At 64.9% G+C, this 21,521-nt stretch carries 20 protein-coding genes; 14 read left to right on the top strand and 6 right to left on the bottom strand.

Annotated elements, in window-relative coordinates; translation table 11 throughout:
* Positions 1-13 precede the first annotated feature (13 nt).
* From ACFK0J_RS25745 to ACFK0J_RS25735, 3 genes are read left to right on the top strand one after another with little or no spacing between them, the layout of a single operon-like run.
* On the top strand, positions 14-595 hold the full coding sequence (locus tag ACFK0J_RS25745) for a hypothetical protein (protein ID WP_378731526.1): 582 nt from the start codon (positions 14-16) through the stop codon (positions 593-595).
* 38 nt (positions 596-633) lie between these two features.
* Entirely contained in the window at positions 634-1,308 is a 675-nt protein-coding gene (locus tag ACFK0J_RS25740; protein ID WP_378731523.1) for a TetR/AcrR family transcriptional regulator, read from the top strand.
* Positions 1,305-1,916 carry a TetR/AcrR family transcriptional regulator gene (locus ACFK0J_RS25735; RefSeq protein ID WP_378731521.1) on the top strand — a complete coding sequence of 204 codons (612 nt, stop codon included), beginning with the start codon at positions 1,305-1,307 and terminating at the stop codon, positions 1,914-1,916. The genes ACFK0J_RS25740 and ACFK0J_RS25735 overlap by 4 nt, the downstream gene beginning before the upstream one ends.
* Before the next feature lie 61 nt (positions 1,917-1,977).
* Here ACFK0J_RS25735 and pip read toward each other — a convergent pair whose 3' ends face one another.
* The 5 genes from pip to mptB form a co-directional block, all read right to left on the bottom strand.
* Positions 1,978-2,964, bottom strand: a complete 987-nt coding sequence (gene pip / locus ACFK0J_RS25730; protein WP_378731519.1) for a prolyl aminopeptidase — start codon at positions 2,962-2,964, stop codon at positions 1,978-1,980.
* A 2,022-nt stretch (positions 2,965-4,986) separates the two neighbouring features.
* Positions 4,987-5,955, bottom strand: a complete 969-nt coding sequence (locus ACFK0J_RS25725) for a heme A synthase (RefSeq protein ID WP_378731517.1) — start codon at positions 5,953-5,955, stop codon at positions 4,987-4,989.
* A 177-nt stretch (positions 5,956-6,132) separates the two neighbouring features.
* Positions 6,133-6,924 carry an ABC transporter permease gene (locus tag ACFK0J_RS25720; protein ID WP_378731515.1) on the bottom strand — a complete coding sequence of 264 codons (792 nt, stop codon included), beginning with the start codon at positions 6,922-6,924 and terminating at the stop codon, positions 6,133-6,135.
* Positions 6,921-7,853: an ABC transporter ATP-binding protein gene (locus tag ACFK0J_RS25715; protein ID WP_378731513.1), complete on the bottom strand. Its 933-nt coding sequence runs from the start codon at positions 7,851-7,853 to the stop codon at positions 6,921-6,923. Before ACFK0J_RS25715 ends, ACFK0J_RS25720 begins: the two co-directional genes overlap by 4 nt.
* A gap of 73 nt (positions 7,854-7,926) precedes the next feature.
* A complete protein-coding gene (mptB, locus tag ACFK0J_RS25710; protein ID WP_378731511.1) occupies positions 7,927-9,621 on the bottom strand; it encodes a polyprenol phosphomannose-dependent alpha 1,6 mannosyltransferase MptB in 1,695 nt (564 codons plus the stop codon).
* Positions 9,622-9,715: 94 nt separating this feature from the next.
* Between mptB and ACFK0J_RS25705 the strand changes: the two genes are divergently transcribed.
* The 11 genes from ACFK0J_RS25705 (at position 9,716) to ACFK0J_RS25655 (ending at position 21,049) form a co-directional block, all read left to right on the top strand.
* Positions 9,716-10,507, top strand: coding sequence for a TetR/AcrR family transcriptional regulator (locus tag ACFK0J_RS25705; RefSeq protein ID WP_378731509.1), 792 nt, complete (start codon positions 9,716-9,718; stop codon positions 10,505-10,507).
* A gap of 528 nt (positions 10,508-11,035) precedes the next feature.
* Complete coding sequence (locus ACFK0J_RS25700; protein ID WP_378731507.1) at positions 11,036-11,839, top strand: helix-turn-helix transcriptional regulator; 804 nt, start codon at positions 11,036-11,038, stop codon at positions 11,837-11,839.
* The gene (sufB, locus tag ACFK0J_RS25695) at positions 11,836-13,272 is read left to right on the top strand and encodes a Fe-S cluster assembly protein SufB (protein ID WP_218470065.1); all 1,437 of its coding nucleotides are present in this window, start codon (positions 11,836-11,838) and stop codon (positions 13,270-13,272) included. The genes ACFK0J_RS25700 and sufB overlap by 4 nt, the downstream gene beginning before the upstream one ends.
* 23 nt (positions 13,273-13,295) lie before the next feature.
* Positions 13,296-14,519 (top strand): Fe-S cluster assembly protein SufD, encoded by a 1,224-nt coding sequence (sufD, locus tag ACFK0J_RS25690; protein WP_378731505.1) that lies wholly within the window; start codon positions 13,296-13,298, stop codon positions 14,517-14,519.
* A gap of 38 nt (positions 14,520-14,557) precedes the next feature.
* Entirely contained in the window at positions 14,558-15,376 is an 819-nt protein-coding gene (gene sufC, locus ACFK0J_RS25685; RefSeq protein WP_378731503.1) for a Fe-S cluster assembly ATPase SufC, read from the top strand.
* Between the two features lies 1 nt (position 15,377).
* The gene (locus ACFK0J_RS25680; protein ID WP_378731501.1) at positions 15,378-16,667 is read left to right on the top strand and encodes a cysteine desulfurase; all 1,290 of its coding nucleotides are present in this window, start codon (positions 15,378-15,380) and stop codon (positions 16,665-16,667) included.
* A 3-nt stretch (positions 16,668-16,670) separates the two neighbouring features.
* Entirely contained in the window at positions 16,671-17,171 is a 501-nt protein-coding gene (gene sufU / locus ACFK0J_RS25675) for a Fe-S cluster assembly sulfur transfer protein SufU (RefSeq protein ID WP_378731499.1), read from the top strand.
* The gene (locus ACFK0J_RS25670) at positions 17,164-17,532 is read left to right on the top strand and encodes a metal-sulfur cluster assembly factor (protein WP_378731496.1); all 369 of its coding nucleotides are present in this window, start codon (positions 17,164-17,166) and stop codon (positions 17,530-17,532) included. The genes sufU and ACFK0J_RS25670 overlap by 8 nt, the downstream gene beginning before the upstream one ends.
* 292 nt (positions 17,533-17,824) lie before the next feature.
* Positions 17,825-18,091, top strand: a complete 267-nt coding sequence (locus ACFK0J_RS25665) for a hypothetical protein (RefSeq protein WP_378731493.1) — start codon at positions 17,825-17,827, stop codon at positions 18,089-18,091.
* 76 nt (positions 18,092-18,167) lie between these two features.
* Entirely contained in the window at positions 18,168-20,543 is a 2,376-nt protein-coding gene (locus tag ACFK0J_RS25660; protein WP_378731491.1) for a hypothetical protein, read from the top strand.
* Positions 20,540-21,049, top strand: coding sequence for a hypothetical protein (locus ACFK0J_RS25655; protein ID WP_378731489.1), 510 nt, complete (start codon positions 20,540-20,542; stop codon positions 21,047-21,049). Before ACFK0J_RS25660 ends, ACFK0J_RS25655 begins: the two co-directional genes overlap by 4 nt.
* 67 nt (positions 21,050-21,116) lie before the next feature.
* Here the strand turns inward: ACFK0J_RS25655 and ACFK0J_RS25650 are convergent, their stop codons facing one another.
* Positions 21,117-21,434 (bottom strand): WXG100 family type VII secretion target, encoded by a 318-nt coding sequence (locus tag ACFK0J_RS25650; RefSeq protein WP_378731486.1) that lies wholly within the window; start codon positions 21,432-21,434, stop codon positions 21,117-21,119.
* Positions 21,435-21,521 lie beyond the last annotated feature (87 nt).

Raw genomic sequence — 21,521 nt, 5'->3', positions numbered from 1 at the left:
AGTTGAGGACATCATGACAACGACCGAGCCCGCCGACGCGGCCGAAACCGTCACCGACCCACCGTCGTCACCGAAAGTACTGCAGCGCAGCAGCATCGGCTATATTCTCGGCGGTCTCACCGTCCTGCTGACGGCACTCAGCATCACGCTCGGCCTCTCCTGGCAGTCCACTTCCGACGACCTCGACGCGCTGCGGCAACAGAACGCCGACCGCGACAAGGCGGCCGAGGTCGCCAAGGACTACACGCTGCGCTCGCTCACCTACGACCACAAGAACCTGCCCGCCTTCTTCGACGGCGTGCAGCGCGACACCTCCGACGCACTGCGCAAGCGCTACGACGAGGTGCACGACACACTGGCGAAGATCATGACCGAAGCGCAGGTCGTTGCCACCGGCCAAGTGCTCGGCACGGCGGTGGACGCGCAAGGCAACGACCAGTATTCGGTGACAGTGTTCGCGACGCAGAAGACCCAGAACGTCCAGCAACCCACGCCGGCGACCGTGCCGAACCTGTTGGTGGTGACGGTGGCGAAGAACGATGGCAGCTGGCAGGTGGTGGACTACGGCCCGAAGGGGGAGGCGCCGGGGCGTTGATAAGCTGACAAGTCCTGGTTGCGTCGAGAAGGAGTGCTGTGCCGGACCAGCCCCGCGCGGCCCGCCGCGGTCGGCCACCGCTTGCCGGTCTGCCGGAACGGCGCAGGCAGCAGATCATCGAATCGGCGTACGCCGTATTCGTCGAACGTGGTTACGAGGGAACCGCGATCTCAGATGTGGCCGCGCACGCCGGTATCGGGCAGGGAACCGTGTACCGGTACTTTGCCAGCAAACGCGAAATTCTGGACCACGTAGTCGATTTCGGCATCGAGAAGCTCGTCGACGCGTTGCAGCCGCATACGCTGCTGAGCCGGCCGACGTCGGCCGATGAGCTGCTCGCGGGTGTGCATACGGCCATCGATCGGTTGTACGCGATGCTGGAGCGTGAGCCGGACTTCGTGCGGCTGTTGCTGGTCGAGGCCAGCGCCATCGACAGGGAACTCAGCGATCGCCTGTTCGGCCTGGAATTGTTCGTCAGTACCTTTGTGGCGCAAGAACTTCGCCGCGGCATCGCGGCGGGCTGGATTCGCGCGAGCATCGATCCGGAGGTGACCGCGCACGCCGTGCTGACCCTGGTGGTACCCGGACTGCTGCAAGAGATGCGCGGCGACAACACGCCGCAAGCCCGGGAACGGGCCACCGCCGGCGTGCTCACCCTGCTCGAAAAGGCATTGCGGCCACGCGATTCCGCCGCAGCCGGAACCGCTTCATGAACGCCGCGGACCGCAGCGCCAGACGCCGCGCCGAGCTGATCCTTGCGGCGTATGAACTGTTCGTCGACAAGGGATATCGCTCGGTCGTGGTCGCCGACATCGTGACCCGCGCCGGTGTCAGCCATGGCACGTTCTACAACTACTTCGACAACAAACGCGACATCCTCGACGCCGTCATCGACCACTATTTCGCACTGATCCGGGACCGGGTCTTCGGTCAGGCGGTCACCGGGCAGCGCCCGCAGACACTCGACGAGTTCTGCGCGTTGTTCGGCCGGATTGTCGACCACTGTTACGAATTGGTCGAAGACGAACCCGGTTTGGTCAGCTTCATCCTGCTCGAGGCGGCGTCGATCGATGATCGCGTGGCCGAACGTTCACTGGAGAATCTGCGCGTCTACGGTGACGAGGCTACTGCTCGGATCAAGAAAGGGATCGTCCTCGGCTACATCGATCCCTCGCTCGATCCGCGACTCACCGGCGAGATCCTGCTCTCGATCCTGTTGTCCGCCATGCTGTCCGCGATTCGCGGTGGCGCCGACGGGCTCGACCAGGCGCGAGTCAGGATGGACCTCGTCGAGTTCGTTCGTGCGGCGCTCGAACCTTGATTCGCGCTGTCCGTCCCAGGCCAGCATGGCCGGAGCGAACGATGGCGGCCGTAGGGGATACCTAGCTGCGGCCGAAGTGGGCGATGGCGTCGAGGATTGTCGCGTGCATGGTGGGGCTGCCGGTATGGCCCGAATCATCGATGACGTGCAGTTCCGCGTCGGGCCACGCCCGTACCAATTGCCAGGCGGTCTGCAACGGGCTGCTGAGATCGAGACGACCGTGGATCAGGACGCCAGGGATTCCGGCGAGCTTGTGTGCGTCTCGGAGTAGTTGGCCGTCGGGCAACCAGGCGTTATTGGCGAAGTAGTGCGTGCAGATCCGGACCATCGCGAGCATCGCCGCATCGGGTTTGTCGCTGTATGCCCCTGGGCTGCCGAGAGATTCGTGCGCGCTCACGGCGTCTTCCCATGCGCACCAACTCCGCGCGGCCGCCGCACGCACCTCGGGATCGGCGTCATTGACCATCCGGCTATACGCGGCAACGAGATTCCCGTCGCGCTCCGCTTCCGGCAGCGCGTCACGAAATGCCTCCCATTCCCCCGGCAGGAAGCGGGCGACACCGTGGTAGAGCCAGTCGGTCTCTTCCGGCCGAGTCATCGTGACACCGACCAGAATGATCTCCGAGACCCGCTCCGGATACCGTTCGGCGTAAGCAAGGATGAGCGTCGAACCCCACGAACCGCCATACAGCAGCCACTTTTCGATCCCGAGGTACACCCGCAGCCGCTCCATGTCAGCGATCGAATGCGCCGTGGTGTTATGCGTCAGCTCCACATCCGGATCCGAGGCATGCGGCACACTCTCCCCACACCCGCGCTGATCGAACAGAACGAGGCGATAGACCTCCGGATCAAAATTCTTCCGCGCCCCCCGCCGCCCCCCACTCCCCGGCCCCCCATGCACAACCAGCGCCGGTTTACCGACCGGATTCCCACTGACCTCCCAGTAGATCTGATTCCCGTCCCCCACCTCCAACAACCCACGAGCGTACGGCTCAATCTCCGGAAACGATTCCACCCCAACACCTTCCACTTTCCCCACGCCCATCGCCCCTCCCACTTCCCGTCGGTAACGCCAACCGCCACCAACCTCCGAGCGTACTTCGCCACCCTCATCCAGCCACCTGCCCCCTTCCTCGGCACCCGCACCCCGTCGGGCCCCGCCAAAAGGGCAAATCCCCGACACGGATGGTGCTGCCCCCCAAGGGTCGAAAAGCTAAGCGTGCCCGTCCATGATCAACGAAACACAGTGGTGGCCAACCTGAGAAGCCCCCACCAAGTCCCGTTTGATCATGAACACCGCGCGTGGACGACAGTGACCGCAGCGCCGCCCACGCCGCCAACATGGCCTCACCATGACCAACGGGACCTGGTAGCGGCAAAGCCCGAGAAGGCCCACCGTCATGTCCCGTTGATCATGAACGCCAGGCGCGAACGTGGGCTGACCATGATCAACGGGACCTGGTAGCGGCAATGTGCGAGTAGGCCCACCGTCATGTCCCGTTGATCATGAACACCAGGCGCGAACGTGGGCTGACCATGATCAACGGGACCTGGTAGCGGCAATGTGCGAGTAAGCCCACCACCACGTCCCGTCGATCATGAACACCGCGCGTGAACGTGGGCTGACCATGATCAACGGGACCTGGTAGCGACAATGTGCGAGTAGGCCCACCGTCACGTCCCGTAGATCACGGACACCACGGGCGCACGTGAGCTGACCTTGACCAACGGGACCCGGTGGAGGCAAAGCTCGAGAACGCCTACCGTCATGTCCCGTTGATCATGAACGCCAGGTGCGAACGTGGGGTGACGATGATCAACGGGACCTGGTGGAGGCATTGTGCGAGTAGGCCCACCGTCATGTCCCGTTGATCATGGGCGGGGCGGGCTGGTGGAGGTAGGCGGTATGTGGAGGGCAGCAATGGCGGCTGCGGGTGACCGTCCGGAGCGACGGGTTCGCTACCAGTGCCCTCCGGCGCGGTCTTCCGGTGCTTTCCGCGACCAATTGCGCGGCTACGCCCCCAGCCCGTCCTCGCACCCAGCGTGTTGTGATCTCACAGAGAGTGCACACGGTTCACAGCGGTTAGAGGCTTTGTGAACCGTAGGAAAGCTCTGTGAGTACCCCGAAATCCCATGCGATGCACGGCGAGAGCGAACAACGGTTCCGAGCGGCCCCCGAGGTTCACCACGTTCGGCCGACTGCGCGGTACGCCCCCAGCGCGTCCTCGCACCCGGCTTGTTGTGATCTCACAGAGAGTGCACACGGTTCACAGCGGTTAGAGGCTTTGTGAACCGTAGGAAAGCTCTGTAAGTACCTCGAACCCCGTGCGATACACGGCGAGAGCCCGACAGCGGCTTCGGGCGGGACCCGAGGTTCACTTACAGGTCGGCCAACTGCGCGGCACGCCCGCAGCGCAGTCTCGCGCCCGGCCCGTTCTGATCTCACAGAGCGTGCGTACGGTTCCAGGTTGCTACACCCGCTGTGGACCGGAGGGAAGCTCTGTGAGTACCCATGAAACCCTGTGCGATCCATGGCGGGACAGCTCAACAACGGCTCCGAACGACGCTTAGAACCGCCACCTGAGCACCCTCGCCTTTCCAGCAGCTCCCGAGACGGGACCACAGCCAGATGACCACGCTGGAACCTCCACCCCACGCTCTCGACTGTTAAAGAAAGCCGGGTACGGCACCCGACGCGCCCAGCACTGCTCAGTAACACCCTTGGTAGGCAAACCTTTACGGGGCGTCTCTGGTGTACTCACCCAGGACAGCGCGCATTTCCGCCTCCCGCGCACCAGTTCGCTAGCTGTTTGGTGCGCGGCGGGAGAAACCGTGCGCGGGGGTACTCGCCCACGGTTGAGTGCTTAAAGATTTCCCCGGGTGTGCTGGCCAGCGGTCGGTGACCCATCCTCGGGATGCCCGGATTAATGCTGGGCGCGTGGGGTGGGGTTCCCGGCTTTCTCTTCCGCGGCTTGGGGATTGGAAGTCGGGTTCCAGCGTGGTCGACTGGCTGTGGTGCTGTTTTCGGGAGGCTTTGGGAATCCGACGGCTTTGGGGGCGAGCGTCTTTAGGCGGTTTGCTTTGTTGCTTGGGGGGTCTGGACGTGTTCGCGGGTGCGCAGGGACGCCCAGAGGGCGGCTGTTGCGGCGACGCAGGCTGCGGCTCCGCCTACGTGGATTACGACGAGGGCTGCTGGGACGTCGGTGAGGTACTGCACTATGCCGACTAGAGCCTGCGAGGACACCAGGGCGAGCAGTACGAACAGGCGTTTGCGGACAGTTGGGGTGATGCCTACCGCGAAGAGGCCGAACGCCAGGCCGACCAGCAGTGCCAGGTAGCCGACGAGCAGTTGGGAGTGGAGGTGCACCAAGGTGACGATCTCGATTTGCAGGCGGGCGACCTGGCGTTCGATGCTCTTGTCGCCTGCGTGCGGGCCGGCGGCGGTGACCAGGGTGCCGGCGATCAGCACGCCGCTGAGTGTGACACCGCTGAGTGCGGTCAGCCAGCGCAGTGGCGCGGGTGCTTGCACGATTTCGAATCCGTCGTCGGGTTCGTTGATCTTCGCGTAGAGCACCACGGCGAGCCAGACCATGAGCATGGAGGCCAGCAGGTGTACCGCGACGGTCCACCAGAGCAGGCCGGTACGCACGGTGATGCCGCCGATGATGCCTTGCAGCAGGGTGCCGCCGGGCATCAGCCAGGCGTAGATCAGCACGTCGCGGCGACGGCGGGCGCGGGTGACCGCCAGCACGATCAGCACGGCGCACAGCGAAACGACGAAAGTGAGCAGCCGGTTGCCGAACTCGACCGTCTGGTGCAGCACCGGGACCTCGGACACACCAACGGGAGTGAAGCTGCCCGGGAAGCACTCCGGCCAGGTCGGGCAGCCGAGACCGGAGGCGGTGACCCGGACGACAGCACCGGTGACCGCAATGCCCGCCTGCGTGAGGATCACCGCGATCGCGATCCCACGCTGCACCCCCAGCGAGGGCAGCGGCAGCTTGTCGACGAGTCGCAGAAAGGCGCGATACAGCACGTCACGATGGTAGAGCACAGTCAACTACACGCTGTCGTTGGTACTGCCTCCAGCTGCCCCGCACCTTTCCCAACCAACCTGCACACCCGCTGTGTCATCCGCACACTCGGTACACCGGGCGTGCGGCTAATCCGCAGGGTGTGGGTTCAGGACGGGGTGTGCGGTCGGGTCGCGTACTTACTGGAAGCGGAAGTAGCGAGCCGCGAGGGTGCCGGAGATGACGCCCCATGCGGCGAGTACGGCTATGCCGAACCAGTCGATGCTGGACCGCATCGCATCCTCCAAAGTGACGGCCAGTGCGCCCGATGGGACCAGGCGGGCAAGCACATTCACGATGGTGGGCAGGTCGTCGGCGGCGAAAACGACGCTGGCGATGCCGAGCATGACGAACCACAGGATGTTCGCCAATGCGAGCACGACTTCCGCCTTCAGGGTGCCGCCGAGGAGCAGGCCCATGGCCGCGAAAGTGGCGGTCCCGAGCGCGATTACGACCGCGCCCACGGCAAGTCCGGCGGGGTCGGGCCGCCAGCCGAGGGCGAATCCGATGGCGCCGAGCAGAATCGCTTGCAGCACAACCACAATCAGCACTGCCGCGCTCTTACCCGCGATGATGCCCCAGCGCGGCAACGCGGTGGCGCCGAGCCGTTTCAGCGCACCGTAGCGCCGGTCGAAGCCGACCGCGATGGCTTGCCCGGTGAACGCGGTCGACATGACGGCCACCATCATCACCGCGGGCACGATTTTGTCCACCCGGTCGGTACCGAGGTCGCCGAATGGCAACAGGCTCAACCCGACCAGCAGCGTGATCGGGATGAACATGGTGAGCAGCAGCTGTTCGCCGTTGCGCAGCAACAGGATCAGTTCGAGTCGTGTCTGTGCGATCATCATCGCGACGCGCGAGCTCGGCCGGGGATCGGGCGCGAAGGTGCCCGGCGTGAAGCGGTTGGCGGTCAGGTCGGGCTGGGTCATCCGCGTAGGTCCCGTCCGGTGAGTTCCAGGAAGACGTCTTCGAGCCTGCGCTGATCGATCCGGATGTCGGTGGCCAGCACATTGACTCGCGCACACCACGCGGTCACCGTGGCGAGCACCTGCGGATTGATCTCACCCTCCACCAGATACGTGCCGGGCGTGGTCTCGCGTGGCGAGAAGCCTTCCGGCAGCGCCGATTTCAGCAGCTCCAAATCGAGTTTCGGTGGGGCGGAGAAACGTAGCTGTCCGGCGGCGCCGTGCGCGGTCACCTCGGCGGGCGTGCCGGAAGCGACGATCCGGCCGTGATCGATGATCACCAACTGATCCGCGAGTTGCTCGGCCTCGTCCATCAGGTGCGTGGTGAGCACTACGGTCACGCCGTCGCGGCGCAACGCGTCGATCAACTCCCACACGATGAGCCGGGCCTGCGCGTCCAGCCCCGCGGTCGGTTCGTCCAGGAACACGATTTCCGGCTTGCCGACCAGCGCGCACGCCAGTGCGAGCCGCTGCTGCTGCCCGCCGGAGAGCCGCCGGTAGGGCGTCCCACGGTTGTCCTGCAAACCGAGCGTTCGCAACAACCAGGCGGGATCGAGCGGATCAGCGGAGTAGGCGGCGACCAGATCGAGCATCTCCCCGGCCTTGGCCCCCGGATACGCGCCGCCACCCTGCAACATGACCCCAATGCGCGGCCGCAACCGATCCGAATCGGCGATCGGATCGAGCCCGAGCACCCGCACCGACCCCGCGTCGGGCGTCACGAACCCTTCACACATTTCGACCGTCGTCGTTTTGCCCGCCCCATTCGGACCGAGCAGCGCGAGCACCTGCGCCCGTTCGACATCGAAGCTCAAATCATCGACCGCCGTGGTCTCGCCGTAGCGCTTGACGACACCGTCGACGCGGACGGCGGGTCCGGCGGCTGTCGTCACGACCGGGCCTCGCCGTCGCTCGGCTCCGACGTGCCCGAGGGCGCTCCGCCTATGGTTCGCTCGCTCCGCTCGCTCACGATGTCACACCGTAAGAGGTGGGCACTTGTGACGGAGCCGACACCCCCTGCTGACCGCGCCACGGCAGTTTGTTACGGGTGATGACGATGAACAGCACCGTCACGATGACGGTGGCGATTGCGGCCCCGACGATCTGGAAGACCTCGAGGTCGGCGCCGCGCGGCATGAGGATGACACTGACAACAGCCGAGAACGCCACGGCGGGAACGCGGAACACCGGCCGGGTCGCCCACGCGGCCAGCGGCACGATCGCCCACAGCAGATACCAGGGCTGGACCACCGGGAACAGCAGCACGATCGCACCCAGCGCGACGCCGAGCGCGCCGACCGGATGCAAGCGCCCGGTGCCGGTGGCGACGAGCATGCGCACGGTGAGGAATCCGGCGATCACCGCGGCGATCGGCCGGGTGATGCTCAGCAGGGCGGTGGTGTGGTCGCCGAGTCCGAGCAGTACCCCGCCGAACCCGGTGACGATCCCGAGCACGGTCGGTACCGACATCCAGCTTCGCACCGCGTTGGCGACATTGAGGGTGTAGATCCAGCCGAAGCCGAGCCCGCTCGCCGAACCGATGAAAAGTGTTGTGCCGATGGCGATCGCGCCGAGCATGGCGGCCGCGACAACGATATGGCGCAGACTGAATCCCCAGCGCCGAGCCAGCGCCATGCCGACGAACCCGAGCGCGACGATCGAGGTGAGTTTCACCGACGACGACAAGGTGATGACGATCGCCCCGCCGATCAACCACGCGTAGGCCCGCCCGTCGAACGGATGGATGTCCTCGATGGCGCGCAGGCAGAATTCCATTCCCGCCAGCATCAGCCCGAGCATCAGTGCGTCGTTGTGCACGCCGCCGACCAGGTGGAACAGCACCAGCGGGTTCGCGGCACCCAGCCACAGCGCGCTCACCGGGGCCACCCCGCAGCGCACCGAGAGTCGGGGCAACGCCCAGACGATCAGCCCGACACCGGCCAATGCGAGTATCCGGTGCACCCACACGCCCGCGATGATGTTGTCGCCCGTTATTTCGGCGATCCCGCGGCCGATCCAGAGGAACAGCGGTCCGTACGGTGCCGGAGTATCGCGCCAGATGGTCGGCACATTGTTGGTGAGTACGTTATCGATGCCGAGCCCGGCGACCGGTCCTTCTTGATAAGGGTCGATGCCGCGTGCCGCGATTTCGCTTTGCGCCAGATAGGAATACACGTCGTTGCTGAACAGCGGCGGCGCGATGCTGAGCGGAATGATCCAGAGCAGCAGGGTGCGATCGAGCTGGGAGCGGGTCAGGCGGTGCAGCGGCGAGCCGCCGATACCCCCGACCGCGAACCGGCCGAGCAGCAGCCAGGCCAGCACCACTACGACGGTGCCGGTCATGCACATGGCCAGTGAGCCGGTGTGCGCCCGGGCGAAGATACCGAGGACGCGGACACCCGAGGTCGGGTTCTGGTGCACCGGTTGCGCGCCGATGCCGAGGGCGCTGATCGCCATCAGCACCGTTCCGGTCGCGCCCATCAGCCGGATCCGGTCGAGCTGGACCAGTTCCTTGCGGTCGAGGCCGGGTACCTCGGATTCGTCCTGGTGCAGGACCGCGATCGTGTGATCGGCGGCCGGCACATCCAACCCGAGTGCCCGGCGCCCGAATGCCAGTGTTCTGCGCCGCGCGCCCTCCAGTACCGCCACGAGACGAAGCATAAGGGTCGCAGCCGGACGGAGTCCGGCTACAGACCACGTACCAGCCCTGCTCGTTCCGATCGGAAGCGTCGCCGAGCGGGGCACAATCAGACACATGGTTTCGGAGTCCAGGCGGCGGATCGAGGTCGCCGCGTGCGGGCTGCTCGCTCGACACGGGTATCACGGGTTCGGTTTGAAGGCGTTGAGCGAGGCGGCCGGACTGCCGTATGGCTCTATCTACCATCACTTTCCGGGCGGCAAAGAGGAGATCGCGGTCGCCGCCATCACCGGGACGGGGACGATGGCCGGACGGATGATCCGGCAGGCACCTACCGATGTTTTCGCCACCACGACAACCCTGTTCGACCTCATGATCGGCAAGCTGGCCGGTTCGGAATGGGTCGACGGCTGCCCGATCGGCACTCCGGCGCTGGACGGCGGCAGCGATGTCGAGGCGGTACGCGCGGCCTGCGGGACCGCCTTCGACACGATGGAGCAGGCTTTCGCCGGGCTGCTCGCCGAGCTGGGCCTGTCCGCGCAAGAAGCGGGGGACCTGGCCACCACGGTCGTCGCCGCGTATGAAGGTGCGACCATTCTGGCCAGGGTGCGGCGCACCGAGGCCCCACTGCGCACCGTGGCGGCCGCGATGGAGCAGCTGATCCGGGTCACCTTCACCGCGGCGGCGCTGCCCACTGCCGAAGCCAATGCGACGGACGCCGATCCGCCCGGCACGGGCTCGTCGGACATCGACGCCGGAATGCCGGATCTGGACGCCGGAAAGCCGGTCGTGGAGATGGCACCACTCGACGTCGAAGCACGGGTGGTGGCAGCGGCCGCGGCGGACCCGGATATTGGAAAAGTTTCGGATGGTGTTGCTGAGCAGCCGAAGTCACCAGAGAAGGATTGACTAGAAAGAACGTTCTACGACACCTATCTCGCCTGCCTGCGCGGCCGCACCGGCAACTGCATCAGCTATCCGCCCTTGTCCGCCCTCGGACTCGTCACCACCCGGACAGCAAACTGCGACGAGGCTGTGGATGCTCTGTTGGAGACGCCGAGGAACCTTGTCGCCACCGGTTGACGGTCTCGATACGGGGTTCGATGATCACGTGTGACGTAACACACTGCGCGTAATCGGTGCGAGCGTGATCATCCGGGCGGCCATCGCCGAGGCAGCCGGTGTATCAACGGCGAACAGCCCGCAGCCGCCGATGCTTAGGAGTCGGCTCCTGAATCGGCAGGTCAGAACAGGGCTGCGCGGTCGAGCAACCGTGAGATCGAACTACCGCGCTGCTATTAAGCCGAACTGCAACTCCACGGCACCCCCGATTCCGCGCGAACCCACCCCTGAGCAGCGGTCCATGCAGGTCATGTGGGCCGAGAACTCAGGGCACCCTTATTAGATTTCGGGAAGGAATTCCGCCACACTGATGTTGTGAAAACCGTGGGTTTGCGGAACGAGGACGAACGGGCTGGTCGCAAGACCGGTACCGGGTCTCCGGCTGCGCCCGCGACGGTCACCGAGGGGCACACCCGCGCGGCTATCGTCCAGCTGCTGCTGGAAGAGGGTCCGATCACCGCGACCGCCATCGGGACAACCCTCGGGCTGGCTCCGGCCGGGGTGCGCCGTCACCTCGACGCGTTGATCGACTCCGGTCAGGCCCGGGCCAGCAGGTCCGCGCCGTGGCAGCAGAAGGGCCGTGGCCGCCCCGCCAAGCAGTATCAACTCACCGCGGCGGGACGTGGCCAACTGGGTCACGCCTACGACGACTTGGCGGGCGCGGCGATCCGCCAGCTCGGCGAGATCGGCGGCGAACAGGCCATCACCGAGTTCGCCAGGCGACGGGCCAGGACTATCGTGGCCGGGATCGCACCGGTCGAGGAGCACACTCCGCAGCACACCGAGGCCAAGGCCGAGGAGATCGCGGAGGCGTTCACCGAGGCCGGTTTCGCCGCCTCCACCCGCAAGGTGGGTACCGGCGTGCAGATCTGCCAGCACCACTGCCCGGTCGCGCACGTCGCGGAGGAATTCCCGCAGTTGTGCGCGGCGGAACTCGAGGCGTTCCGTGACCTGCTCGGCACCCACGTGCAGCGGCTGGCCACCATCGCCAACGGCGACTGCGCGTGCACGACGCACGTGCCGCTGCTCGTACTGCCGATCACCAAGAAAACTTCACCAGAAATCGCTGCGCAGCCCGCAGCGGTACGAACGAACGACTCCGGAAGGAGTGCCGAATGACGACAACCACCGACCAGGTGCAGCCGCTCACTCAGGAAGAGACCATTGCTTCCCTGGGCAAATACGGCTACGGCTGGGCCGATTCGGATGTGGCCGGAGCCAGTGCGCAACGAGGTCTGTCCGAGGCGGTTGTCCGCGACATCTCGGCGAAGAAGAGCGAGCCGGACTGGATGCTCGACATCCGGCTGAAGGCCCTGCGCATCTTCGATCGCAAGCCCATGCCGAACTGGGGCTCCAACCTCGACGGCATCGACTTCGACAACATCAAGTACTTCGTGCGCTCGAGCGAGAAGCAGGCCGCCACCTGGGACGATCTGCCCGCCGACATCAAGAACACCTACGACAAGCTCGGCATCCCGGAGGCGGAGAAGCAGCGCCTGGTCTCGGGTGTCGCGGCGCAGTACGAGTCGGAGGTCGTCTACCACTCCATCCGTGAGGATCTGGAGAAGCAGGGCGTCATCTTCCTCGACACCGACACGGCGTTGAAGGAGCACCCGGAGATCTTCCAGCAGTACTTCGGCTCGGTGATCCCCGCGGGCGACAACAAGTTCTCCGCGCTGAACACCGCTGTGTGGTCGGGTGGCTCGTTCATCTACGTGCCGCCGGGCGTGCACGTCGACATTCCGCTGCAGGCCTACTTCCGGATCAACACCGAGAACATGGGCCAGTTCGAGCGGACCCTGATCATCGTCGACGAGGGCGCCTACGTGCACTACGTCGAGGGCTGCACCGCGCCGATCTACAAGTCCGACTCGCTGCACTCCGCGGTGGTCGAGATCATCGTGAAGAAGGGCGGCCGCTGCCGCTACACCACCATCCAGAACTGGTCGAACAACGTCTACAACCTGGTCACCAAGCGGGCCAAGGCAGAAGCGGGCGCGACCATGGAGTGGGTCGACGGCAACATCGGTTCCAAGGTCACCATGAAGTACCCGGCGGTCTGGATGACCGGCGAGTACGCCCGCGGCGAGGTGCTCTCGGTGGCGTTCGCCGGCGAGGGCCAGCACCAGGACACCGGCGCGAAGATGCTGCACCTGGCGCCGCACACCTCCTCGAACATCATCAGCAAGTCGGTGGCGCGCGGCGGTGGCCGGGCTTCCTACCGCGGTCTCGTGCAGGTGAACAAGGGTGCGTACGGTTCCAAGTCGACCGTGAAATGTGATGCGCTGCTTGTCGATACGATCAGCCGCTCGGATACCTACCCGTACGTCGACATCCGCGAGGACGACGTGACGATGGGTCACGAGGCCACCGTGTCGAAGGTGTCCGAAGATCAGCTGTTCTACCTGATGAGCCGCGGCATGACCGAGGACGAGGCAATGGCCATGGTGGTGCGCGGCTTCGTCGAGCCCATCGCCAAGGAACTGCCGATGGAATACGCGTTGGAACTGAACCGGCTCATCGAGCTGCAGATGGAAGGGGCCGTTGGCTGATGGCGACTGGGGACAGTAGTTTGTTGGGTCGCTCCGCAGGCTCCGCTCTGGCCGAAGCGGTCGAGGGCGAAAACCCTACGGTCAAGCCGATTCAGAACCCGGGCGCAGGAGCCGCGATCAACAAGGGCGAGGTCTTCACCTCGTTCGATGTGAACGCCTTCGAGGTGCCGTCCGGCCGCGACGAGGAGTGGCGGTTCACCCCGCTGCGCCGACTGCGCGGCCTGCACGACGGCACCGCCGTCCAGGACGGTCGGGCCACCGTCGAGGTCAGCTCGGTCGAGGGTGTTCGGGTCGAGACGGTCGATCGGTCCGACGAGCGGCTCGGCGCCGCGGGTGAGCCCGCGGATCGCGTTGCCGCCCAGGCGTACTCGGGCTTCGAATCGGCCACCGTCGTGTCGGTCGGCGCGGAGACCGAGGTCGCCGAACCGGTCGTCGTCACGGTCACCGGACCGGGGGAGGACAAGACCGCCTACGGCCACCTGCAGATCCGGCTCGCCAACTTCGCCACCGCCACCGTGGTCATCGATCAGCGCGGCAGCGGAACCTACGCGGAGAACGTGGAATTCGTGCTCGGCGACAGCGCGAAGCTGACCGTCGTCGCGGTCCAGGACTGGGCCGACGACGCCGTGAACGCGACCGCGCACCACGCACTGCTCGGCCGCGACGCCACGCTGCGGCACATCGCGGTGACCCTCGGCGGCGACCTGGTTCGGCTCACCGGAACCGTCCGCTACGCGGGCCCCGGCGGCGATGCCGAACTGCTCGGCCTCTACTTCGCCGACGCGGGCCAGCACTTCGAGCAGCGCCTGCTCGTCGACCACTCGCAGCCGAACTGCAAGTCGAACGTGTTGTACAAGGGTGCGCTGCAAGGTGATCCGCAGTCGCCCAAGGGCGACGCGCGCACCGTGTGGGTCGGCGATGTGCTGATCCGCGCCGCCGCGGAAGGCACCGACACCTTCGAGGTGAACCGCAACCTGGTGCTCACCGACGGCGCCCGCGCCGACTCGGTACCCAATCTGGAGATCGAGACCGGCGAGATCGCCGGGGCCGGGCACGCGAGTGCCACTGGTCGTTTCGACGACGAGCAGCTGTTCTACCTGCGCGCCCGCGGCATTCCGGAAGATGTGGCGCGACGCCTGGTGGTGCGCGGCTTCTTCCAGGAGATCATCCAGAAGATCGCGGTCCCCGAGATCCGGGAGCGGCTGGAGTCGGCCATCGAGGCCGAACTCGCCGCTGTCGGCGTCTGAACCCGAACCACACACCTTCACAAAGGAACTCGAATTCGATGACCACCCTGGAAATCAAGGACCTGCACGTCGAGGTCGCCAACCCGGACGAGTCCGGCGAGCCCATCAAGATCCTGAAGGGCGTGAACCTCACCATCAAATCCGGTGAGACGCACGCCATCATGGGCCCCAACGGCTCCGGCAAGTCGACTCTGTCGTACGCGATCGCCGGGCACCCCAAGTACACGGTGACCTCCGGCTCGATCACCCTCGACGGCGAAGACGTCCTCGCGATGTCGGTCGACGAGCGTGCGCGTGCGGGCCTGTTCCTGGCCATGCAGTACCCGGTCGAGGTGCCCGGCGTCTCCACGTCGAACTTCCTGCGTACCGCCGTTACCGCCGTCCGCGGTGAGGCGCCCAAGCTGCGGCACTGGGTCAAGGAAGTCAAGGAGTCGATGAGCGAGCTGGAGATCGACCCCGCCTTCGCCGAGCGCAATGTGAACGAGGGCTTCTCCGGTGGCGAGAAGAAGCGGCACGAGATCCTGCAGCTCGGTCTGCTGAAGCCGAAGATCGCGATCCTGGACGAGACCGACTCCGGCCTGGACGTCGACGCGCTGCGCATCGTCTCCGAGGGCGTCAACAAGTACAAGGAGCGCGAGAACGGTGGCGTGCTGCTGATCACGCACTACACCCGGATCCTGCGCTACATCGAGCCGGAATTCGTGCACGTCTTCGTCGGCGGCCGCGTCGTCGCCGAGGGTGGTTCGGAACTGGCCGACGAGCTCGACGCCAACGGCTACGTCCGCTTCACTCAGGGCTCACCCACCCCGTCGGCTTCGCCGACTGCCGTCCCCGAGTCTGCTACCGCGGGAGCCTGACATGACCGCCACAGTCCGTACCCTCGACGTGGCCCGTATCCGGGCCGACTTCCCGATCCTGAGCCGCACGGTTCGGGACGGGAAACCGTTGGTGTACTTGGACTCCGGCGCGACCTCGCAGCGACCCCTGGCAGTGCTCGACGCGGAACGCGAGTTCCTGGTCACCCACAATTCGGCGGTGCACCGCGGTGCGCACCAACTCGCCGAGGAAGCGACCGACGCCTACGAGGACGCCCGAGCCGCCATCGGCCGGTTCGTCGGCGTCGACGCGGGTGAGATCGTGTTCACCAAGAACGCGACCGAATCGTTGAATCTGGTGACGTACTCGTTCGCCGACCGCCGGTTCCCGTACCACGTCGGCCCCGGCGACGAGATCGTGATCACCGAGCTGGAGCATCACGCGAATCTCGTTCCGTGGCAAGAGCTCGCGCGCCGGACCGGTGCGACATTGAAGTGGTACGGGGTCACCGACGACGGCCGGATCGACCTCGATTCGCTCGAATTGTCGCCCGCTACCAAGGTTGTCGCGTTCACCCATCAGTCCAACGTGACCGGCGCCATCACCGATGTCGCCGAAATAGTGTGCCGCGCAAAGGCGGTCGGCGCGCTGACCGTGCTCGATGCCTGCCAGTCGGTGCCGCACATGCCGGTGAACTTCCGCGAACTCGGCGTCGACTTCGCCGCATTCTCCGGACACAAGATGTTCGGCCCGTCCGGTGTCGGCGTGCTGTACGGCCGCCGGGCGCTGCTGGAGGAGACTCCGCCGTTCATCACCGGCGGTTCGATGATCGAGACCGTCTTCATGGAGGGCAGCACCTACGCGCCGCCGCCGCAGCGGTTCGAGGCCGGCGTGCCGATGACCTCGCAGGTGGTCGGATTGGGCGCTGCCGTGCGGTATCTCGAAGCGCTCGACATGGAAGCCGTTGCCGCGCACGAACATATGCTGGTCAGTGCCGCGATCGAGGGTCTGCGCGCGATCGATGGGGTGCGAATCATCGGTCCCCTCGAGAACGTGGACCGCGGTGGCGCGGTGTCGTTCGTGGTGGACGGGATCCATGCCCACGATGTCGGGCAGATTCTCGACGATGAAGGCGTCGCGGTGCGGGTCGGTCACTTCTGCGCCTGGCCGCTGCTGCGTCGGCTCGGTGTTCCGGCTGCCGTGCGCGCTTCGTTCGCCGCCTACAACACACTCGATGAGGTGGACGCACTGGTTGCCGCCGTGCGGAAGGCTCAGAGCTTCTTCGGTGTGCGCGAAGCGAACGCCGACAATGGACACAGTGGAGTTGCATAGAACATGCGCATGGAGCAGATGTACCAGGAAGTGATCCTGGACCACTACAAGCACCCGCACCACCGCGGGCTGCGGGAGCCGTACGGTGCCGAAGTGCACCACGTGAACCCGACCTGCGGTGACGAGGTGACCCTGCGCGTCCAACTCGACGACAACGGCGACGTCGCCGACGTCTCCTACGACGGCCAGGGCTGCTCGATCAGCCAGGCCGCCACCTCGGTCCTCACCGACCAGGTGATCGGGCTGCCGGTGCAGCAGGCGTTGAAGGTGGTCGACTCGTACAACGAGATGATCTCCAGCCGCGGCACCATCGAGGGTGACGAGGACATGATCGGCGACGGCATCGCCTTCGTCGGCGTCTCCAAGTACCCGGCGCGGGTGAAATGCGCATTGCTCGGCTGGATGGCGTTCAAAGACGCGGTGGTCCGGATAACCTCGGCAGAAGAGGCGCAGCGTTCGATGGGAAACACAGGTTCGATGGGAAACGGGGACCTTCATGAATGACACACCGGCAACCGAGACCGCCGAGCAGGTCGAGCTGTCCGCCGAAGACATCAAGCGCCTCGAGGACCTCGAGGAGGCGATGCGCGACGTCGTCGACCCCGAACTCGGCATCAACGTGGTCGATCTCGGCCTCGTCTACGGCCTGTCCGTGCAGGACGAAGTGGCCATCCTGGATATGACCCTCACGTCGGCGGCCTGCCCGCTCACCGACGTCATCGAGGACCAGTCCCGCAACGCCCTGGTCCGCAGCGGCCTCGTCGACGACCTGAAGATCAACTGGGTCTGGATGCCACCTTGGGGCCCCGACAAGATCACCGAGGACGGCCGCGAACAACTCCGCGCCCTCGGCTTCACCGTCTGACACGAACCATCCAATCGGCCCGGCTCACCCCGGGCCGATTTCGTTTACCCGAGGACGGCGTCCCCGCGCCTCGAACAAGCCCCGAGTGGCGCAAGGCTGTGGCGAATGCCGACAAGGTGTGCCACTCGGCGCGCCTGCTGGGCAACGGCCGCCACAGTCGCGGACTGGTCGACGCTCTGGCAGGCGTTTTGCGGCAACTCTGAACCGAAACCAATCCTGTTACGATCCAAGCTGATTCGTCGAGCAGAGGGGTCGGGGGTTGTTAAAAGCTGATGTAGACCAGATCCGCGTCATGGCAGACAAACTGTCGCGTGTCGGCAGGGAGATCGACAGCCTCGATGTGCGTACCGGGGCAGCGGGATTGCATGCCGCGCTGCCGGGGTCGGACATTCCACGGGCGATCGAGTTGGCCGCTGAGTTCGTCGAGGGTGCGTACCTGCGCGTCGCCGAACGGATGCGGGATGTCGCGAACAAGTCGACGGTGGCGGCCGACAACCTGCAGGTTACCGACACCCAGTTCGCCGACCTGCTGCACGGGATGGACGTGCACCGTGCTTAGCCCCAGCGATGTCGAACGATGGGATCTCGGGGCACTGACAACGTGGGTGGCCCAGCTCGGTGCTTCGCGGACAGCCATGATGGAGCGACTGGACTTCGCCCGCAGCCACTTCGACGAGGTCCGCCGAGATTGGCAGGGCGTCGCCTACGAGGCCGCCTACAACCGGATCGGCCAAGACCACGAGCAGGGCAAGAAGCTCGGATATGAGATCGACGAGCTGGTCGATCTCGCGACCAAAGGTGCCAGCACGGTGGCCGCGCACCACGCCACCTTGCTGGCAAGGTTGAATGATGCGCGGGCGGCGCAGTTGTTCGTCGATGACGCCTGGAAGGTGTTGGACAAGGAAGGTGTCGACGCCGAAGTAATTCGCGCGCACCAGGAATCCATCAACGGCGCCTATTTCCCGTTTCGGGACGCGGTCGAGAACCTGGCGAAGCAGATCGGCGACCAAGCGCTGGAGATCAGGTCGGCCGGTGACCTGCTCGGCTCGAGTCTCGACGTCGCCGACGCCGACAACCAAGCCGCTCGGTTCGGCCGTCAAGACGGCAAGGCGCTTTCCGAAGCGGCCCGCACCCGGGATACCGCGATGCTGGATCAGATCGCCTCCGATATGCCCGAACATGTGCTCAGTCCGGAAGAGTTGCGCCGATTCGCTGCGGGTGAAGAGGTCAGTACCGTTCCGGCCAGCGTGCAGGATTACTACAAGGCGCTGTATCAGGAGGCGGGCAAGGAAGGCGTCCTCGCGCTGAACGAACGCCTTGCGGCGCGAGAACAAGCCGGCGACCCCGTCGCGGCGATGAAGCGCGATAACCTCGCCAACTCGTTGATGGTGGTGTCGAACGAGCGGATCGGCTCTGGAGACAAGAAGGGCTCCTACGCCGATTTACCTGCCGACGTGCGTGAGCTGATCTCCGGCCGGTACGAAGAGCGCGACGACGCCGTGATCTCTGGACAAGTCCCGGTCCGGGAACAGATGCTCCAACAGGCGGCGCTCGCCGAACTGCTTACCCAAGCCAACCCCGGCTACGAACCCGGCCAAACCATGGGCATCGAACTGGGCAGGCAGAGCGCCAGCCTCGCCGAATACGTTGAATACGGCAAGTCGGACTGGGACGGCTATCCACTTGGCTTCACCACGGGCGATCTCGACAAAGTGGAGGATGCGAGTCGGCAATTCCTCGAATCGAGTACTCGCAACACCGAATCCAGCTACGCGCTGCTGACGGGGAAGGATCCCAGTACCGGCCAGGACATCCCGGGCGACCTGTCCTTCGGTGCGGGGGATGAGCGATACAACCCGGAGCCGTTCGATCGGGACAAGTTCGCCGCGTCGATCTTCCAGCACGAATGGACCGACGACGGTAAAACCGCTGCGGGACTGTATGAGTGGATCGCGGACGCCACCGACAAGCCGGGGCAGGAGGGGGTGCTGGCCAAGCAGGCGCTGGCGGAGTTGCCGGATGTCTTCGCGCCGGAGGAGAAAGACGATTTGGGGAGGTCGAAGCTGAAGGAGGGTGACGGCGGCACGATCTTCGAAGACAACGCGAAAGCGTTCGTCGCCAATCCGAAGCTTGCGGACGGGCTTTCGCATGTGCTGGCGAACAATATGGAGACCTTCGTGAACCCATTGCAGACGGAAACCGGGATTTTCGATGATCCTATGATGTCGGGGAATCAGCCCAACGTGAGTTTCGATCGGGTAGATGCCGATCGACTTCTGTTTCTGTCCAGCCAGTCCGAGGGCGGCCGATTCAATCTCGAGTTTGCCCGGCAAGCGTACGAAGCCGCTATTCTGGAGCGCGCGGTCACCGACGGTGGTGGTGATCCACAGAGGTGGCTCGGTATCAATGCCCCCCACCTCGCCACCCTGGACGGGCGGATCACCTACGCCTCGGTCAATGCGCTTACCTATCAGGCTGAAAAAGTCAGCGACGACGCATTCAACGAGAAACAAGATACGTATGAAATGCGGCAGAAAGTCGGCGATATCGTCAAATCGCTGACCCTTGACAACTTGGAGGCCCCCGGGCGGACGCCGATCAGCGTCATCGGTAACCAAGTACTCGAGGTCGCCAAAGAAGAGGGCTACGACGCGGCGATGGAAAAGTTCAACCCTGAACCCGAGAAGGAATACCCGACCTACCCGAATCCTATCGAGGCGACCGGTGAAGCCCATCAGCAGATCATCCAGCAGTTGTTCACCACGCTGCACGCCAGTGGTCAACTCCCGCCAGAGTTCCTGGGCTCTGACGGTAAGCCGCTCGATGTCGCCCCGTTTATCGGTACACCGCGAGAGCCAACACTTAATCAGTTCCTCAGTGACCGGAATCTACTTGACTTCACTCGCAGCTATGCCAACGAGCATGCTTTCACGTCAGTTGTCGGCACAGCTCAACGGCCGGGAGATATGACCTACCTGGTGACCGGCAAGCCCCCGGAGCCCCCGAAGTGAGCGGGCAACTGCGAGCAGTTATCGGTGCCGCTTTGCTGTGTGCGTCGATGGTAGGTTGCGCGAACGAAGAAGCGCCTGTCGACACCAGCTCGACGAAATATCTGTACGACGAGGTCTTAAACCCATGCCGCGAGATGCCGGGCAAGTTTCTTTCGGATCACCACTTGGACAACGCGCCAAAGGCCCTGGACAACCTCATTGATGGCTACATATATTGGGGTTGCAAGTACTCAGGGCAGGCTTACGACTTCGGCGCTATGGTCAGTAATAGCCCGCTTAGCCAAGTAGCTCAGTTGGAACCGCATACAGTTAGACCTGTTCAGATCGCTGGGCGCGCTGCGAAAATACAATCGCTACCGCTAGAAACAAAATTTTGCAACCTGTATATCGAAATGACCGGTGGGATACTGTCGCTCTACCTTGTGCCCAAGTCTCCGATCGAGGCGTGCCCAACGCTCACCACCGTGGCCGAGGAACTCGTACCTCTCCTTCCGCCGGGTGTCTGAACGGGCGGTCAACCCGTACAGGTTGTGCCGCGCCGGATGTCAGCGCACCGCTGATCGGGCTGAGTGTTCAGAGGTTGAGGCTGGATTGGGTCAGCTGGTTGGTTGTGGTGGCTCGGGATTGGTCCTGGGACTGGAGGGTGTTCGCTGTGGTGGTGAGCGATTCCGAGAGTTCGGCCAGGTTTTGTTGCAGCGTGGTTCGGCGGGTGTCGAGGTAGGTGGTGAACCGGGTGAAGGCGCTCGACGACGCTTCTTTCCAGCCGTCGCGGCTGTTGGCGATCGCTTGGTCGGTGGCTCGCAGGGTCGCACCCGCGTCGTTGTACAGCAGATCGAGTCGACCGGCCGCGCCGCGAAGGACTTCCGGATCGATCGATACGGAATCAGCCATGGATGCCCCCTGTGTGCACGGAATCGCTGTGGTCGTTCGCTACGATACCTATAGTCGCTAAGGAGTTCTGACTCTGTGGGGGAGCTG

This window comes from Nocardia brasiliensis (genome assembly GCF_042691675.1).
Lineage (GTDB): Bacteria > Actinomycetota > Actinomycetes > Mycobacteriales > Mycobacteriaceae > Nocardia > Nocardia brasiliensis_D.
This window is presented reverse-complemented; position numbering and strand designations above follow the sequence as displayed.

Bases quoted from the DNA above. Each gene is read 5' to 3' on its own strand.
- ACFK0J_RS25660 (WP_378731491.1), top strand. From the start codon at position 18,168: ATGATGGAGCGACTGGACTTCGCCCGCAGCCACTTCGACGAGGTCCGC.
- ACFK0J_RS25745 (WP_378731526.1), top strand. From the start codon at position 14: ATGACAACGACCGAGCCCGCCGACGCGGCCGAAACCGTCACCGACCCA.
- ACFK0J_RS25665 (WP_378731493.1), top strand. From the start codon at position 17,825: ATGGCAGACAAACTGTCGCGTGTCGGCAGGGAGATCGACAGCCTCGAT.
- ACFK0J_RS25680 (WP_378731501.1), top strand. From the start codon at position 15,378: ATGACCGCCACAGTCCGTACCCTCGACGTGGCCCGTATCCGGGCCGAC.
- ACFK0J_RS25705 (WP_378731509.1), top strand. From the start codon at position 9,716: ATGGTTTCGGAGTCCAGGCGGCGGATCGAGGTCGCCGCGTGCGGGCTG.
- ACFK0J_RS25650 (WP_378731486.1), bottom strand. From the start codon at position 21,434: ATGGCTGATTCCGTATCGATCGATCCGGAAGTCCTTCGCGGCGCGGCC.
- ACFK0J_RS25735 (WP_378731521.1), top strand. From the start codon at position 1,305: ATGAACGCCGCGGACCGCAGCGCCAGACGCCGCGCCGAGCTGATCCTT.
- ACFK0J_RS25720 (WP_378731515.1), bottom strand. From the start codon at position 6,924: ATGACCCAGCCCGACCTGACCGCCAACCGCTTCACGCCGGGCACCTTC.
- sufC (WP_378731503.1), top strand. From the start codon at position 14,558: ATGACCACCCTGGAAATCAAGGACCTGCACGTCGAGGTCGCCAACCCG.
- pip (WP_378731519.1), bottom strand. From the start codon at position 2,964: ATGGGCGTGGGGAAAGTGGAAGGTGTTGGGGTGGAATCGTTTCCGGAG.
- sufB (WP_218470065.1), top strand. From the start codon at position 11,836: ATGACGACAACCACCGACCAGGTGCAGCCGCTCACTCAGGAAGAGACC.
- mptB (WP_378731511.1), bottom strand. From the start codon at position 9,621: ATGCTTCGTCTCGTGGCGGTACTGGAGGGCGCGCGGCGCAGAACACTG.
- sufU (WP_378731499.1), top strand. From the start codon at position 16,671: ATGCGCATGGAGCAGATGTACCAGGAAGTGATCCTGGACCACTACAAG.
- ACFK0J_RS25670 (WP_378731496.1), top strand. From the start codon at position 17,164: ATGAATGACACACCGGCAACCGAGACCGCCGAGCAGGTCGAGCTGTCC.